We start from the raw sequence: 16,626 nt of genomic DNA on the forward strand, positions 1-16,626 counted from the left end.
CCATCAGCGGAGTTTAAGTCCCAGCTTGATACCAATGTGCAGGCTGGGCAATACACTTACCATCCGGCCGTCGTTGACGCTTACGCCATTGACTTCCTGATGGTATGTTTTGTATTGATAGATTTTACTACGCAAACCAAGACCGATGAAGGGATCCAGAATGAATTTATCTTTCCGGAATTGTCGTCCCAGTAACAGCTGAAAGCCGAATACATTTTTATCGGCGCTGCTGGTGTAGGTAGTGTTGTTGTTAACAATATCTTCATTGGGATAGAAAACCCGCTTGTAAAACAGCACCGGTTCAAAGTAAGTACCTGCGGCACTGGAGGGCCCCGTTTCCCTGGATATCAGATACCAGCGGAGACCTGCACGAAATCCCAGGCCGCGGGCATTTACAAATTGTTCTGTACTGATATCCGGTTTTTTCTGACCGATGTCTATTTTTTTTGCCAGCACATAATCAGGGTAATCTGTATAGATGCCGCTTACTCCCAGTTCAATACTGATCTTATCCGTGATCTCCTGTTCCAGGTATATATCCAGTTCATTAATCAGGGTAGTAGGATTTACTTTGAGATACGTATTTCTACCCTTTGATTTAGGAGGGTCCTGTGCAAAGGATGCGAAGGTAACAGCACAAAACAGCCATGTGAGCAGCAATGTCTTTTTCATACAGTTGTAAGGGTTAGTGCAGCTTTCAGTGGTTAGTTAAAACTGGCAATAGCGCAATCCTGAAAGTAATTGCAGATTACTAAATTTTTGACAATAATCGTTCCACAATTATTGGGAACCATTGATGTTCCAACGCCTGCACTTTCTTTGCTACTGATTCGGGCGTATCGTCTGAAGTGATAGCACAGCGCTCCTGCAATATAGGCGCACCGTCATCATATTTTTCATTCACATAATGAATGGTGATACCACTCTCCTTTTCACCGGCAGCAATGACTGCTTCATGTACAAAGTGACCATACATGCCTTTACCTCCAAATTTAGGTAACAGTGCCGGATGTATGTTAATGATACGTTCAGGAAAAGCCTGTACCAGATTGGCTGGTACTTTCCACAAAAAGCCGGCGAGTACAACGAGGTCGGTTTTGTATTCCTGTAATAATTGAATGTAGGTGTCGGTGTGCAGAAATTGCTCCTTTTCCAGTAAGATGCCTGGAATACCTTCCCGTTCAGCAATCTGAAAAACGCCCGCACCGGGTTTGTTACATATAATCAGCGCTACCCGTGCTTGATCTGAATTCCTGAAATGATCTATAATCTTCTGTGCGTTGCTACCTGCTCCGGATGCGAATATGGCAATATTTTTCAAAGCTTGCGTTTATTTAATGTATTGTGGGATGCAAAAATAGAGAATTACCCATTAGGAAACAGCCCTTCTCCGGAGTTGTTTACGGGAAAGGCTGTTCCGGTAATTAATTATTTCAGGTATTGTCCGCAGCCGTGGTAGGTTTGTTGCCTGGTTTTCAGTTCTACACTGTTGGGTTGCATAAAACCGCTCATATCATCGGCACATACGGTATTGCGGATGCTGATGGTGATTTCCGGCGTGGTATATACTTTTAAGCTATCGGTATTGGGATTGGGTGCCGGCAAACGGGTACGGATACTGTCGCCGTTGATGGTGCTGAAAAAGAGTTGCTGCTGTTCGAGGTCCAGGCTCCAGCCGGGTTCGTTGCCATGGGCAGTGAAGCGGATACCCGCCTGCAGTTTTTCTGCCTGCTGGGTCCGGAGGTCACCCCCTTCCACAGGTTTCAGTACATAGTTACTGGCCAGCACCCCTTCTACCCGGTGGCCTTTGGCGTCCAGCAACAACAGGTTGCCTTCCGATGCCAGGAAGGTAGTGCTGCTGTCGGTAGATTTTATCAGCACGACCGTGGAGTCGTTCAGCTGCTTCCAGGTGCCTTTTTCCACACTGGCCCCCCCTTTTCCCCTGCCCTGGTAGGCGGTGAGTTCACTAAAGGTGTGATCGTCGTACAGGCTTACCTGGTAGTCCATACCCGGGCAGTCGGCACAGGGCAGTGTGCCCTGATAGGTACCGTTGATGGCGAGGGTCGGAACCGGGTGGGTCACCTGGGTGGTACTGTCGGTGCCGCTGGTATTATCAGGCGTATTATTGTTGCAGGCTGCCAGGGTAGCCAGCAGTAAACTAGATAAATATAATAAATTTCGCATGGGAATGTTTTTTAGTATTAGAGTGAACATTCTGGACCGGTAGCAGGTTATTATGTAAAAATAACACTCTCACCGAAATTAATCGTGCCCATATATAATATAATATAGGTGAGCAGAACAGATAGTATAAGGAAGGATATAGGGGAGCGCTATCTGATTTTTATCTTCATATAATATTATTATATCCTCTGAAACAGCACGCCATATTATATATAGAGGTAGAGTTAAACTTTCAATCAAAATAATAAGTTCTGAAAGGATTTAGTCACTATCGCTGAAAAACGGCCACCAGAAAGAATTACAACTCAAATTATATTCCAGCAGAAGGAGAAAAAGGGCATGTTATACGCCAATAATTTTTTTCAATTGTTGGTAAATTGTCAACATTCTGTCTTATTTTTGCTGGCACTTTTAAGATTTAAGAAACTTTAGGTCAAATCTAAACTATATAGGCTGTGTATCGTCGTGTTTCCATTCTTTTGCGCAAGCATTTTGTGAGTGTGCTTATTCTATGCGCTAGTATAGTAATTCCGTTTTCTTCTGTTAAGGCAGCGGATCCTGCGAAAGGGAAGGCAATATTTCAACAAAATTGCGCTTCATGTCATAGTGTCCATAAAAAACTGACAGGTCCTGCACTTGCCGGAGTTGAAGACAGGTGGCCCGATAAGAAATTATTGCACCAGTGGATTCATAACTCCGCATCTGTACTCGCCTCAGGGGACAAGTATGCCAACGACCTCTTTAACCAGTACAACAAAACCGCGATGACCGCGTTTCCTGCATTAACCAATGAGGAAATCGACGACATCCTGGAGTATGTTAAAGTGGAAACTCAGAAAGGACCTACTGGTCCTGCTTCGCCAGCTGCCGGTGCAGCTGCTGAAGGAGCAGACAAAGGCAGTGACAACAGTTTACTGTTTGGTATCGTAACCCTGATACTGGCAGTGGTGGCACTGATCCTCATGCAGATCAACAGTAACCTGAACAAACTTGCAGGTGACAAAGAAGGCGTTGCTACTCCCGAACCAGTTCCTTTCTACAAAAACAAAGCTTACATCGCACTGGGTATCCTGGTGTTGTTCATGGTAGGCGGTTACTTCACTATCAATGGTGCCATCGGGCTGGGTCGTCAGAAAGACTACATGCCTGAGCAGCCTATCTTCTACAGCCATAAAGTACACGCCGGCATCAACCAGATCAACTGTTTGTATTGCCACGCTGGTGCAGAGAAGAGCAAGACTGCCATGATTCCTTCCGAAAACATCTGTATGAACTGTCACAAGGCCATTAAGGATTACTCCGGCCCTGAACTGTTCAACGCAGAAGGAAAGAAAATTGACGGTACTGCAGAGATCGCAAAATTATACGATTACGTAGGATGGGATCCTGAAGCTGGTAAATATACCAAACCAGGACGCCCGATCGAATGGACAAAAATCCACAACCTGCCTGACCACGTATACTTCAACCACTCCCAGCACGTAGTTGCCGGTCAGGTACAATGTCAGACCTGCCACGGTGCTATCACTGAAATGGACGAAGTGCATCAGTTCTCAGACCTGTCTATGGGCTGGTGTATCAACTGTCACCGTACTACTAAAGTGCAGTTCGCTGACAACAACTATTACAGCATCTTCGAGAAACTTCATCAGGATATTAAAGATAAGAAGATCGATAGCGTAACTGTTGAAATGGTAGGTGGTACTGAATGTCAAAAATGCCACTACTAGGAAGGATTTAGGACTACAGGAACTGACCGGATCAATGACCGGACATTTCCTGTATCTCTCAGAAGATATCAAAATTTATAAACGTAACTCGTTAATATAACATGGAGCAAAAAAAGTATTGGAAAGGCTTGGAGGAGTTGCACAATACAGCTGCGCATCAGGAAATTGTGAAGAACGAATTCAGTGAAGAATTACCGTTTGAGAGTGAAGGTCTGTTGAATGCTACTACCCCGCGCAGGGATTTTCTGAAATACCTGGGTTTCACTACGGCTGCTGCTACAATCGCTGCCAGCTGTGAAACACCTATCAAGAAAGCAATTCCCTACGTAAACAAACCGGAAGATATTACTCCGGGTGTAGCCAACTATTATGCTTCTTCCTACTCAATTGATGGTGAATATGTGCCTTTAGTGGTGAAAAACCGCGAAGGTCGTCCTATTAAAATAGAAGGAAATACCTTATCATCGATCACCCAGGGTGCTACCTCGGCAAAAGTACAAGGCGCTGTATTGAGCCTGTATGATGTAGCCCGCCTCCGTTTCCCGTCTATCGGCGGTACGGAAACTACCTGGGCCGAACTGGATAAACAAGTAACTGCAGCACTGGCCGGATTAGGCGGTGCTCCTGTTGTTTTAGTAAGTACCACTTTACTCAGCCCATCCACTAAAAAAGTGATCGGCGAGTTCCTGGCTAAATATCCAAACTCCCGCCACGTAGTATACGATCCGGTATCTTTCTCCGGTATGCTGCTGGCAAACGAAGCTTCCTACGGTAAAAGAATCATCCCATCCTACCACTTCGAAAATGCGAAAGCAATCGTGAGTCTGGGTGCTGATTTCCTGGGAACCTGGTTAAACCCGGTTGAATACTCCCGCCAGTTTGCGCAAACCCGTAAGATCGACGCTAAGAAACCGGAAATGTCCAAACACTTCCAGTTCGAAAGCCACATGAGCCTTACCGGTGCCAACGCTGACGAAAGATATACCCACAAGCCTTCTGAAACCGGTGCGATTGCACTGGCCCTGCTGGCAGCTGTTGGTGGTAGCGTTACTGCTCCTGCTATCGCTGATGCCCGCGTAAAAGAAGGTATCGCCAAAGCCGCGAAAGAACTGAAAGCCAACGCTGGTAAAGCACTGGTAGTAAGCGGTTCCAACGATGTGAACATTCAACTGATCGTAAATGCCATCAACAATATCGTAGGTGCCAACGGTACTACGATTGACCTGGCTGCTCCTTCTAACTACCGTCAGGGTATCGATAGCGATATCGCTAAACTGGTAGCAGATATGAACGCTGGTAGTGTTGGTGCAGTACTGGTATACGGTGCTAACCCTGCTTACGATTACTTCGAAGCAGCGAAATTTGCAGAAGTACTGAAGAAAGTAAAACTGGCAGTATCCTTCAACGACAGAAACGACGAGACTACTGAATTATGTAAATATGTGGCGCCTGATCATCACTTCCTGGAAAACTGGAATGATGCTGAAGGTAAGCCTGGCTACTACAGCTTCGCACAGCCAACTATCACCCCGCTGTTCAAAACCCGTGCAGTACAGGATACTTTACTGTCCTGGGCTGGCAATACCACTATCTGGGCTGATTACCTGAAAAACGAATGGGTAAGCAAACTGGGTGGACTGGAAGCATGGGATAAAGCACTGCAGGATGGTGTGGTTGAACCAGCTACTGCACCAGCTTTAGGTGGTGCTGCTTTCTCCGGTGACATCGCCGGTGCTGCTGCTAAAATCAACAGCGCGAAGAAAGGTGGTAAATACGAACTGGTACTGTACGAAAAAGTAGCTATCGGTAACGGTAAACTCTCCAACAACCCATGGTTGCAGGAAATGCCGGATCCAATCACCCGCGCTACCTGGGATAACTACGCCTGTGTATCCAATACCCTGGCTAAGACATTCGCTACCCAGCTGGGCGATGACTACGAAATCAACACCGAAAAGAAAGTACTGAAAATTAAAGCCAACGGTAAAGAAGTAATTCTGCCTTTGCTGATTGTTCCAGGTATGCACCCGGATGTAATCGCTATCGCAGTAGGTTACGGCCGTGGTAAAAACGTAGGTAGAGCTGCTGCCGGTGTCGGTCAGAATGTTTATCCTTTCGTTAGCAACAATGGTCAGACTTTCGATTACTTCGCTGTAGACGCTACAGTAGAAGCTACCGGTGAGAAATATCCTGTTGCTTTAACACAAACGCACAATAGCTACGAAGGTCGTCCTATCGTAAAAGAAACTACCCTGGAAGAGTTCATCAAGAACCCCAGAGAAGTAAACGAAGACAGACACGAACTGAAGAAGTTCGGTGCTGACTTCCGTAAAGACGCTACCCTCTATCCTAACTTCAGCTACCCAGGTATCAAATGGGGTATGTCTATCGACCTGAACACCTGTTTCGGTTGTGGTGCATGTACCATTGCCTGTCAGGCAGAAAACAACGTATCCGTTGTAGGTAAAGAAGAAGTAGCGAAAGCACACGAAATGCACTGGATTCGTATCGACCGTTATTTCAGCGGTGATGAAAACAATCCGGAAGTAGTGTTCCAACCAATGCTGTGTCAGCATTGCGATAACGCACCATGCGAAAACGTTTGTCCGGTTGGTGCTACCAACCACAGCTCTGAAGGTATCAACCAGATGGCTTACAACCGTTGTATCGGTACCCGTTACTGCGCAAACAACTGCCCTTATAAAGTACGTCGCCTGAACTGGAGAGACTGGAACGGAGCAGATAGTTTCGAAAACAACCTGTACGATGTGGCAGATATGAACGATAACCTGACCCGTATGGTACTGAACCCGGATGTAGTGGTTCGTAGCCGTGGTGTGATGGAAAAATGTTCCTTCTGCGTACAACGTCTGCAGGAAGCGAAACTGGATGCGAAGAAAGCTGGTCATCCGTTGAAAGATGGAGCTGCTAAAACTGCCTGCCAGCAAGCATGTGGAGCTGATGCGATCGTATTTGGTAACATCAACGATAAGAACAGCGAAATCTATAAGGTCCGCAACGAAGCACAAACAGATAGAATGTACTATGTACTGGAAGAAACCCACGTACTGCCTTCTATCAGCTACCTGGCTAAGATCAGAAACAAAGATGCCGCTCCTAAAGCAGAGAAAGCTCCTGCTCACAAGGAAGAAGGACATCACGCATAAGATCTTTAACCGGTAATCGTTAAAGGAAAAAGACAGAAAGAGTTACAGAATCTGAGATCATAACAAAAGACAAGGGCTAGTAGCTAGAAGCTAGCAGCTAAAAGCTTATAGAATATGCATTTAAAATACGAATCCACACTGAGAGAACCTTTAGTAGACGGGGTTAAGGATTATCACCAGGTAACGGAAGATATCATTAGTCCCATCGAAGGGAAGCCTGGTAAATTGTGGTATGTAGGCTTTTTTATATCCCTGGCACTGTTGGGCTTCGGCGCATTTTCAGTGTTTTGGCAGATCTACTTCGGTGTTGGGGTGTGGAATCTGAATAAGACCATCGGTTGGGGTTGGGATATTACCAACTTCGTATGGTGGGTAGGTATCGGTCACGCCGGTACCCTGATCTCCGCGATCCTCCTCCTGTTCCGCCAGGGTTGGCGTACAGGGGTAAACCGTGCGGCAGAAGCGATGACCATCTTCGCGGTAATGTGCGCCGGTCAGTTCCCGATTATTCACATGGGTCGTGTATGGATGGCATTCTTTATCCTGCCTTATCCTAACACCCGCGGTCCGGTATGGGTTAACTTTAACTCTCCCCTGCTGTGGGACGTATTCGCGATCTCTACTTACTTTACCGTTTCCCTGTTGTTCTGGTATTCCGGTCTGTTACCGGATTTCGCAACTATCCGCGACAGAGCTAAAACCAAACTGCGTAAGCTGTTATATGGTGTAGCTGCTTTCGGTTGGACAGGTTCCACCAAACACTGGCAACGTCACGAAGCATTGTCACTGGTACTGGCAGGTTTATCCACTCCGCTGGTATTGTCTGTACACACCATCGTATCTTTTGACTTTGCGACTTCTGTTATTCCTGGTTGGCACACTACCATCTTCCCTCCCTACTTCGTAGCGGGTGCGATCTTCTCCGGATTTGCGATGGTACAAACCCTGCTGATCATTACACGTAAAATATTACACCTCGAAGAATACATTACCCTGGGTCACATGGAAGCCATGAACAAGGTAATTGTATTAACCGGTTCCGTAGTAGGTTGCGCTTACCTGACTGAGTTATTCATGGCATGGTACGGTGCTAACCCTTACGAGTTCGATACCTTCTTCAAATACCGTGCTGCCGGTCCGCTGGGTTGGTCTTACTGGATCATGATGACCTGTAACGTAATCACTCCGCAGGTGTTCTGGTTCCGCAAAATGAGAAGAAATGTAATGGTGACTTTCGTAATGTCTATCATCGTAAACATCGGTATGTGGTTTGAGCGTTTCGTAATCATCTGTACTTCCCTGTATCGTGATTACCTGCCATCCAGCTGGTCTTACTACCGTCCGTCCTGGCCTGAAGTAGGTTTCTACATGGGTACTTTCGGACTGTTCTTTACCTGCTTCTTCCTGTTCGCTAAATACTTCCCGGTAATCGCGGTAGCTGAGATCAAGTCTATCCTGAAAACTTCCGGTCAGAACTATAAAGAGAAAATGGAAGTGTACGAAGAAGAAAGCGCTGAGAAATTTGCTCACGACGTTGCACACGCACACTAATAGACGAATTGACAGAATTAATTACTTGGAATTTGAATTTTTAAATATATGGCTGTTAAAAATTTTGTTGTAGGCTTGTTTGACGATGAGGCAGTATTGTTTCCGGCAGTAAAGAAAGTTCGTACTGCAGGCTACAAGTTGCACGATGTATACACTCCTTTTCCTGTTCACGGCCTCGATCATGCAATGGGTTTAAGAGAAACCAGCCTCCACACAGCCGGTTTCATATATGGTATCACCGGTACCACTACAGCATTATCCTTCATGAGTTGGGTATTTAATGTAGACTGGCCGCTGAACATTGGTGGTAAACCACATTTTCCTTTACCAGCATTTATTCCTATCACGTTTGAGCTGACAGTACTGTTCGCAGCGGTAGGAATGGTGATGACTTTCTGTTACCTGTGCCAGCTCATGCCAGGTGTGAAGAAACACATCTTCCACCCCAGACAGACAGATGATAAGTTTGTAATGGTAATAGAGCTGACAGAAAAAACCAATGCAGAAGAAGTGAAAAACTTCCTGGCTGCAGCCGGTGCAAAGGATATCAATGAACAAAAAGCTGAAGCAGGTTGGTGGTTCGGTAGGTATGATAAAGAAGACGAGTTTTATACCCGTCAGATTCAAACCGCAAACGCTTAATTATAATAACAGCTAAAATATACAGTTGCAACATTAGGATTTGAGCAAGCAAGAACTAATGAAAGCTAGATAAATAATTTCTGATGAAAAGGACTTCCAACATATTGATTGTAGCCGCATTGGCAACTGGAGCTTTCCTGGCAGCCTGTAACAGAGGGGAGCATAACAGAAAGCCCGGCAGGATTTATATGCCAGACATGTATGAATCCCGTGCGTATGAATTCTATAGTGCTCGTTTGTCAGGCCTGAAACCAGTGGAAGGAACAGTAAAAAGAGGTGAACTGCTGCCATACCATCTGAAAGAATCAGATACGGCTTTGGCTAATCTGGTAAAAAATCCGTTGGACATTACTCCTGCAAGATTGAAAGAGGGTGAGCGTTTATTTAATATCTACTGCGGTATCTGCCATGGTACCTCACTGGATGGTAATGGTCCGCTGTACAAAGACGGTAATGGTCCTTACCCTGCAAAACCTGCTGATCTGGTAGCCGGCGCAAAAGCTGGTTATACAGAAGGCCGCCTGTTCCATGTAATGACCTACGGTTTTAACATGATGGGTAGCTATGCCAGCCAGCTGAACAGAGAACAACGCTGGGAAGTGGCTGCTTATATCAGAAGCAAACAACCGGGTGCAAAAGCATTAGCTGTTGCAACTGAAGCCGCTCCTGCTAAAGACAGCGTTGCAGCTAAATAAGAGAGAGTTAAACTGAATTTCAAACAAGTATTTTAATATACAGTAATGAAAGACCAATTTGTAGTACCGGCAAGATTAAAAAAGACCAGCTTCGTGTTAATGGGCGTGGGCTTGCTGACTTTATTGATCGGATTAATTGCGTTTAAAGGTGAAAACGCTACACGGTTTTGGGCCGGTCTGTTGCAAAACAGCAGCTTCTTTTTGCTGATTACATTGGCCAGCACGTTCTTTATCGCAGCTACTACCCTGGCTCATGGTGGTTGGCAGATTGCCTTCCGTCGCGTTCCTGAAGCTATTTCCATGGCCGTGCCGGTATTGGCAGCCATTTTATTTGTAGTAGTGATGTTAATTGTTTTCGGTGGCCAGGAACACATCTACCACTGGATCAACGCACATCATGTTGCGGAAGACAAAATCCTGACCTGGAAATCTGCTTTCCTGAACAAAGGATTCTTCACCACTGCTACTATCATCACACTGGCGCTCTGGATATTCTTTACCCTGAGACTCCGTAAAATGTCTATCGAAGAAGATGGATGGGATCTGCGTCCTGAAACCGGTAAAAAACTGATCTGGAGAAACACCGTTTGGTGCGGTGGATTCCTGGTAGTATTTACCCTGAGCGTTGGTTCTACCACCCCTTGGATCTGGCTGATGAGCATAGATGCTCACTGGTTCTCTACCATGTACAGCTGGTATACATTCGCAAGCACCTGGGTTTCCGGCTTATCCCTGATCGCCCTGTTTGTAGTATACCTGAAAAAACACGGTTACCTCTCTTACGTAACAGAAGAACACCTGCACGACTTAGGTAAATTCATGTTTGCTTTCAGCATCTTCTGGACTTACCTGTGGTTCTCTCAGTATATGCTGATCTGGTACGCCAACATGCCGGAAGAAACCGTTTACTTCCAGCCACGTGTTTGGGGCGAATGGAGACCAATCTTCTTCCTGAACCTCCTCATTAACTTTGTTACTCCGTTATTGTTCCTGATGAAACGGGACACTAAACGTAATTATACTGCTGTTGTTTTCATCGCTATCGTGATCATCTGTGGTCACTGGCTGGATTTCTGGCAGATGGTAGCTCCAGGCACTTCAAAGCACCTGGTTTTCCCTTGGTATGAACTTGGACTCGGACTTGGTTTTGTGGGACTGATCATTTTCCTGGTTACCAACCAACTTACTAAAGCTGCGCTGGTTCCGAAAAATCATCCTTATCTGAAAGAAAGTATCGTTCACCACACCTAATAGTAGGGTGAGTACGGAGATTAGGCAATAGAAAAGCATTAGATAACTTAATTATTTCATATAGCAATGTCAGGATTTTTAGCAGTCTTAGTTGTTGTTCTCATATTCATAGTCATCTTCCAGATTGCGAAGGCGAGCGAATATGTGTCCATATTGAAGGGAGAAAAGAAAGCGCGCCAGCAAAGTAACCGCATAAATGGTTTCCTGCTGATTGCATTCCTGGTGCTGGGGCTTATAGGAGTGTACTACTGTAACGATCTGCTGAAAGGCAAGATCCTGGGCGAGTCTGCTTCTGTACAAGGTGAAGGTGTAGATACCCTGATCTATGTAACACTGGCTATCACCGGTATCGTATTTGTCATTACACAGATCCTCCTCTTCTGGTTCGCATTTAAATACCAGGAAAAAGAAGGCCGTAAAGCATTTTATTTCCCGCATAATAATAAACTGGAAGTTATCTGGACCGTTATCCCTGCTATTGCACTGACAGTGCTGGTAGCATTTGGTCTGAAACACTGGTTCCAACTCACTTCTGACGCACCTAAAGATGCTGCAGTAGTAGAAATCACCGGTAAACAGTTTAACTGGTTGATCCGCTACCCGGGTAAAGATGGTCAGCTGGGCCGCCGCGATTTCAAAAGAATCGACGAAGCTGCCAGCAACCCACTGGGTATGGATTGGGATGATCAGCTGAGCAAAGATGACTTCATGGCAACGGAAGTTCACCTGGTGGTGGGCAAACCCGTGAAATTCGTTATCGGTTCCCGCGACGTTATCCATGATGTTGGTTTACCTCACTTCCGTATGAAAATGGATGCGGTACCTGGTATCCCTACTACCCTCTGGTTTACGCCTAAGTTTACCACTAAACAAATGAAGGAAAAAACCGGCGACCCCGATTTCACTTATGAAATCTCCTGCGATCAGATGTGCGGTAGCGGTCACTACTCTATGAGAGGTGTGATTGTGGTAGAAACACAGGCAGAATACGATGCGTGGATTGCCAAACAACCTACCCAGTATTCTTTGGCTCACCCTGCAGCAGCTCCGGCTGATGCACCGAAGGCTGACAGCACTCAAAAAGCGATTGCTGCCAATACCAAGTAAGCCGTATTTTTGTGTTAGAAGATTTTATTGACGGAGTACAATTAAAAACAATAAAGATAAACTGACAAACGACAATACTTCCCGACTGTTAGTTTAATAATAAACCGAACCGATTATGAGTAACGAAGCAACATTGCACAGTCAACAGGAGGTTATGCACGGCGCGCATGATCATCATGATCATGATCACCACCATGAAGACAGTTTCATTTCGAAATATGTGTTCTCCATGGATCACAAAATGATTGCCAAACAATTCCTGATCACTGGTATCGTTTGGGCCATCATAGGTGCTTTCTTCTCTGTACTGTTCCGTTTGCAACTGGGTTTTCCCGATGCTACATTCCCTTGGCTGGAAAGTATCCTGGGCCATTGGGCTAAAGGTGGCCGCATTACTGCCGAAGCTTATTATGCATTGGTTACTATGCACGGAACTATTCTCGTATTCTTTGTATTAACTGCCGGTTTAAGCGGTACCTTCTCAAACCTGCTGATTCCACTGCAGGTAGGTGCGCGTGATATGGCCTCCCCTTTCATGAACTGCCTCAGCTACTGGTTCTTTTTCCTGGCCAGTCTGGTAATGATGGCTTCCCTGTTTGTACAAACAGGTCCTGCTTCCGGAGGTTGGACAATGTATCCGCCACTGAGTGCACTGGGAGACGCTTCTATCGGTTCTAAAATAGGTGTGGATCTTTGGTTGACCAGCATGGCGCTGTTTGTTGTTTCTCAGCTGCTGGGTGGTCTGAACTATATTTCCACTATCCTGAACATGCGTACCCAGGGTATGGCAATGACCAAAATGCCTTTAACCATCTGGTCATTCTTCTTTACCGCTGTACTGGGCGTATTGTCTTTCCCTGTATTGCTGTCCGGCTTCATCCTGTTACTCATGGATCGCCACGCAGGTACCAGCTTCTACCTCTCCGATATCTTCATCGCCGGTAAAGCACTGGCTAACGAAGGTGGTAGCGCTATCCTGTATCAGCACTTATTCTGGTTCTTAGGTCACCCGGAAGTATATATCATCATCCTCCCTGCAATGGGTATGGTTTCTGAAGTACTGGCGGTAAGTTCCCGCAAGCCTATCTTCGGTTACCTGGCGATGATCGGTTCCCTGTTTGCGATCTGTATCCTGGCCTTCCTGGTTTGGGCACACCACATGTTCGTAACTGGTCTGAATCCATTCCTCGGTGCATTCTTCGTACTGTTAACATTATTGATCGCGGTACCATCTGCCATCAAGGTGTTCAACTGGCTCACTACTATCTGGAAGGGTAATATCAACTTCTCTCCGGCTGCCCTGTTCTCTATCGGTTTCGTAAGTACTTTCATCTCCGGTGGTTTAACAGGTATCTGGTTAGGTAACTCTTCTATCGATATTCACCTGCATGATACCATGTTTGTGATTGCCCACTTCCACATTGTAATGGGTGTATCTGCATTCTTCGGTATGTTTGCCGGTATCTACCACTGGTTCCCTAAAATGTATGGCCGTTTCATGAACAACACGATCGGTTACATCCACTTCTGGGTAACAATGGTAGGCGCTTACCTGATTTTCTGGCCTATGCACTATGAAGGTATGGCCGGTATGCCAAGAAGATATTATGATGTATCTCAATGGGCTTCCTTCAAACAGTTTGGTGGTCTGAACGAATTCATCACGATCGTGGTAATCCTGGTATTTGCTGTACAATTGTTGTTCGTTTTCAACTTCTTCTATAGCATTTTCAAAGGTAGAAAAATGACTACCGAGAACCCATGGAAGGCAACTTCCCTGGAATGGACTACTCCGATTCACGCTGGTCACGGTAACTGGCCTGGTGAAATTCCGGTAGTACACCGCTGGGCTTATGACTACAGCAAGGATGGAAGAGATTTCATTCCGCAGACTGAGCCAATAGGACCTAATGAAGTAGTACACTAGCATATTGGTAAAAGATTCCGGCAGGTAGTACCGAGGATGTTTATCCGAAAAATCTGCCTTCCGGGATCTTCTTCCCTGTGATGTTTGTAAATTTGTCCTGGATTTAAAACCAGGATGTGGATAGAAAAAATATGTTGCAAGAAAACTCCATAAAGTTGTCGTCATCGTATGCAGTAGCCAGCAAAGTGAAGGATTATTCTCAGCTAATGAAATTTAATCTCACTTTCATGGTCGTGTTTTCCTCTGTTGTGGGTTATTTGCTGGTGCCGGGGGTGGAGTTTAATCTGATCAAAGTTCTTTTATTATTTGCTGGTGGTTTACTGGTTTCCGGATCAGCTAATACCATCAACCAGATATGGGAAAAAAATACAGATAAGCTGATGGCACGTACCGCGCCACGCCCTTTACCTTCCGGTCGTATGACAGAAGGAGAAGCGATCGTGGTAGCAGTAATTACCGGTGTGGCAGGTATCCTGATTATGGGATATTGCTTCAACTGGTTGGCTGCAGCACTTAGCCTGTTTTCATTGGTGATGTACGGTTTCGTATACACCCCCTGGAAAAAATGGAATTCACTGGCCGTACTGGTAGGTGCTATTCCTGGCGCACTGCCACCGTTGATCGGATGGGTAGCCGGCGCCAATAACCTGGATGAAGGCGGCTGGTCTTTATTTGCTATTCAATTCCTGTGGCAGTTCCCGCATTTCTGGGCTATCGCCTGGATTGCACACAAGGATTATACAACAGCAGGCTTTAAATTATTGCCAGCTAACGGCGAGCCTAATAAGCTTACCGCTATTCAGGCGGCTTTATATACTTTATTGCTGATCCCGGCTGGTGTAGCACCTTACCTGCTGAAGATCACAGGTGGCATTTCTGCCATTATTGCTATTCTGGGTGGTGTTTTTTTCCTTTACAGAGCTATTAACCTGTATAGAAAGAACGATGTTCCTGCAGCGCGGAAGCTGATGTTCGGATCTTATATTTATCTGACAGTGATTCAGCTCTCGCAATTGTTGGACAAAGCTTAAATTGAAATCGGAGGAGTGATGCATACAATGGGCATAGAACGAAAAAAAATACATCCGCACAAATATTCCCTATGGATTGCTATGGGTAGCATTACCATGATGTTCATCGGGTTTACCAGTGCATACATTGTAAAAAGATCTCAGGCAAACTGGCTGGCATTTGAACTGCCGCATATTTTCTGGTTATCTACCGCTATTATTTTATTGAGTAGCTTAACCGTTCACCTGGCTTTAAAACAGTTTAAAGAAAGGAATATGCAGCGCTATAAACAGTTAATAACCATTACGGCTATACTGGGAGTAGTTTTTGCAGCCTGTCAATGGATCGGCTTTGTGCAGTTGAAAAACAGCGGATTACCGTTGAGTGGACCGGTTTCGGCTTCCTTTATTTATGTAATCGTAGGTGTACATATGTTACACGTGTTGGGTGGTGTAGTAGCACTACTCATTATGTTTGGCAGGGCTTACAGAACCCGCGTACGTACCTACAGCGCAGTACCCATCGAAGTGGCCGCCACATACTGGCATTTCGTGGACATATTGTGGATTTACCTGTTAATTTTTTTAAGTATCGCCAGATAAACTTTGTAAAATTTTATAAAACTAACAATGGATACAGCAGTTACAGCGAAGAAAAAATGGTGGGCCGGAGGATATTCTCCCTTTAATGTGAGCTATGGCAAGTTGATGATGTGGTACTTTCTGATGTCAGATGCGTTCACTTTCGGCGCATTATTGATAGCATATGGTACCATCCGGTTTTCCAGCACATCCTGGCCTGATCCGAATGAAGTGTTCCGCTCTTTCCCTGGTATGGGACATGCCAACTTACCGCTGGTATTTGTGAGCTTAATGACCTTCATCCTCATCATGAGTTCTGTAACCATGGTACTGGCAGTACATGCCGGTCACATGAGAGATAAAAAGGCTGTGGTTAAATGGTTAACATGGACCATCGTTGGTGGTGCTGCGTTCCTCGCCTGTCAGGCATGGGAATGGACACACCTGTTCCATGAAGGCGCCTGGTGGGGTCGTAATCCATTCCTGAATGTGGATGGTACACAGGCTTCTACTAACTTCACCAACTTCTTCTTTACCATCACCGGTTTCCACGGTTTACACGTAACTTCCGGCGTGGTACTGAATATCGTGATCCTTGCCAACGTACTGAAAGGTACCTACGAGCAGAGAGGTCACTACGAAATGGTAGAAAAAGTAGGACTGTACTGGCACTTTGTAGACCTGGTATGGGTATTCGTATTCACCTGCTTCTACCTGCTTTGATCAAACACAAGGTTTGTTATTGATTATTTGGAATCTGATTTTTGGAATTTATTTAAT

General features: G+C 45.5%; 14 protein-coding genes. 11 read left to right on the forward strand and 3 right to left on the reverse strand.

Features of this window, described 5'->3' with window-relative positions:
- Window positions 1–3 precede the first annotated feature (3 nt).
- From OL444_RS04255 to OL444_RS04265, 3 genes are all read right to left on the reverse strand, one after another.
- Window positions 4–672 (reverse strand): hypothetical protein, encoded by a 669-nt coding sequence (locus OL444_RS04255; protein ID WP_264734476.1) that lies wholly within the window; start codon window positions 670–672, stop codon window positions 4–6.
- Window positions 673–751: 79 nt separating this feature from the next.
- Complete coding sequence (gene purN, locus OL444_RS04260) at window positions 752–1,321, reverse strand: phosphoribosylglycinamide formyltransferase (protein WP_264734475.1); 570 nt, start codon at window positions 1,319–1,321, stop codon at window positions 752–754.
- A 107-nt stretch (window positions 1,322–1,428) separates the two neighbouring features.
- Window positions 1,429–2,184, reverse strand: coding sequence for a copper resistance protein NlpE N-terminal domain-containing protein (locus OL444_RS04265; RefSeq protein WP_264734474.1), 756 nt, complete (start codon window positions 2,182–2,184; stop codon window positions 1,429–1,431).
- Window positions 2,185–2,684: 500 nt separating this feature from the next.
- Here OL444_RS04265 and OL444_RS04270 point away from each other — a divergent pair, with 500 nt between their 5' ends.
- The 11 genes from OL444_RS04270 to OL444_RS04320 all read left to right on the forward strand — a co-directional run bounded on the left by OL444_RS04270 (window position 2,685) and on the right by OL444_RS04320 (window position 16,569).
- Window positions 2,685–3,914: a c-type cytochrome gene (locus OL444_RS04270; RefSeq protein WP_264735319.1), complete on the forward strand. Its 1,230-nt coding sequence runs from the start codon at window positions 2,685–2,687 to the stop codon at window positions 3,912–3,914.
- A 101-nt stretch (window positions 3,915–4,015) separates the two neighbouring features.
- Entirely contained in the window at window positions 4,016–7,081 is a 3,066-nt protein-coding gene (locus tag OL444_RS04275; protein WP_264734473.1) for a TAT-variant-translocated molybdopterin oxidoreductase, read from the forward strand.
- A 114-nt stretch (window positions 7,082–7,195) separates the two neighbouring features.
- Window positions 7,196–8,632, forward strand: coding sequence for an NrfD/PsrC family molybdoenzyme membrane anchor subunit (gene nrfD / locus OL444_RS04280; RefSeq protein ID WP_264734472.1), 1,437 nt, complete (start codon window positions 7,196–7,198; stop codon window positions 8,630–8,632).
- Window positions 8,633–8,680: 48 nt separating this feature from the next.
- Entirely contained in the window at window positions 8,681–9,274 is a 594-nt protein-coding gene (locus OL444_RS04285) for a DUF3341 domain-containing protein (protein ID WP_264734471.1), read from the forward strand.
- An 83-nt stretch (window positions 9,275–9,357) separates the two neighbouring features.
- A complete protein-coding gene (locus OL444_RS04290) occupies window positions 9,358–9,969 on the forward strand; it encodes a c-type cytochrome (protein WP_264734470.1) in 612 nt (203 codons plus the stop codon).
- A 45-nt stretch (window positions 9,970–10,014) separates the two neighbouring features.
- Window positions 10,015–11,220, forward strand: a complete 1,206-nt coding sequence (locus OL444_RS04295; RefSeq protein WP_264734469.1) for a quinol:cytochrome C oxidoreductase — start codon at window positions 10,015–10,017, stop codon at window positions 11,218–11,220.
- A 66-nt stretch (window positions 11,221–11,286) separates the two neighbouring features.
- Window positions 11,287–12,327, forward strand: a complete 1,041-nt coding sequence (locus OL444_RS04300) for a cytochrome c oxidase subunit II (protein ID WP_264734468.1) — start codon at window positions 11,287–11,289, stop codon at window positions 12,325–12,327.
- Window positions 12,328–12,442: 115 nt separating this feature from the next.
- Window positions 12,443–14,254 (forward strand): cytochrome c oxidase subunit I, encoded by a 1,812-nt coding sequence (locus OL444_RS04305; protein ID WP_264734467.1) that lies wholly within the window; start codon window positions 12,443–12,445, stop codon window positions 14,252–14,254.
- 131 nt (window positions 14,255–14,385) lie between these two features.
- Window positions 14,386–15,285 (forward strand): heme o synthase, encoded by a 900-nt coding sequence (cyoE, locus tag OL444_RS04310; protein WP_264734466.1) that lies wholly within the window; start codon window positions 14,386–14,388, stop codon window positions 15,283–15,285.
- 18 nt (window positions 15,286–15,303) lie between these two features.
- Window positions 15,304–15,867: a cytochrome c oxidase subunit 3 gene (locus OL444_RS04315; RefSeq protein ID WP_264734465.1), complete on the forward strand. Its 564-nt coding sequence runs from the start codon at window positions 15,304–15,306 to the stop codon at window positions 15,865–15,867.
- Window positions 15,868–15,894: 27 nt separating this feature from the next.
- Window positions 15,895–16,569, forward strand: a complete 675-nt coding sequence (locus OL444_RS04320; protein ID WP_264734464.1) for a cytochrome c oxidase subunit 3 — start codon at window positions 15,895–15,897, stop codon at window positions 16,567–16,569.
- Window positions 16,570–16,626 lie beyond the last annotated feature (57 nt).

The sequence above is a fragment of the Chitinophaga nivalis genome (genome assembly GCF_025989125.1).
In the GTDB taxonomy this organism is placed as follows: Bacteria; Bacteroidota; Bacteroidia; order Chitinophagales; family Chitinophagaceae; genus Chitinophaga; species Chitinophaga nivalis.

Excerpts from the sequence above, each read along its gene's own strand:
- OL444_RS04265 (WP_264734474.1), bottom strand. The coding sequence starts at position 2,184 with ATGCGAAATTTATTATATTTATCTAGTTTACTGCTGGCTACCCTGGCA.
- OL444_RS04305 (WP_264734467.1), top strand. The coding sequence starts at position 12,443 with ATGAGTAACGAAGCAACATTGCACAGTCAACAGGAGGTTATGCACGGC.
- OL444_RS04300 (WP_264734468.1), top strand. The coding sequence starts at position 11,287 with ATGTCAGGATTTTTAGCAGTCTTAGTTGTTGTTCTCATATTCATAGTC.
- OL444_RS04295 (WP_264734469.1), top strand. The coding sequence starts at position 10,015 with ATGAAAGACCAATTTGTAGTACCGGCAAGATTAAAAAAGACCAGCTTC.
- OL444_RS04285 (WP_264734471.1), top strand. The coding sequence starts at position 8,681 with ATGGCTGTTAAAAATTTTGTTGTAGGCTTGTTTGACGATGAGGCAGTA.
- cyoE (WP_264734466.1), top strand. The coding sequence starts at position 14,386 with ATGTTGCAAGAAAACTCCATAAAGTTGTCGTCATCGTATGCAGTAGCC.
- nrfD (WP_264734472.1), top strand. The coding sequence starts at position 7,196 with ATGCATTTAAAATACGAATCCACACTGAGAGAACCTTTAGTAGACGGG.
- OL444_RS04290 (WP_264734470.1), top strand. The coding sequence starts at position 9,358 with ATGAAAAGGACTTCCAACATATTGATTGTAGCCGCATTGGCAACTGGA.
- OL444_RS04255 (WP_264734476.1), bottom strand. The coding sequence starts at position 672 with ATGAAAAAGACATTGCTGCTCACATGGCTGTTTTGTGCTGTTACCTTC.
- OL444_RS04315 (WP_264734465.1), top strand. The coding sequence starts at position 15,304 with ATGCATACAATGGGCATAGAACGAAAAAAAATACATCCGCACAAATAT.
- OL444_RS04320 (WP_264734464.1), top strand. The coding sequence starts at position 15,895 with ATGGATACAGCAGTTACAGCGAAGAAAAAATGGTGGGCCGGAGGATAT.
- OL444_RS04275 (WP_264734473.1), top strand. The coding sequence starts at position 4,016 with ATGGAGCAAAAAAAGTATTGGAAAGGCTTGGAGGAGTTGCACAATACA.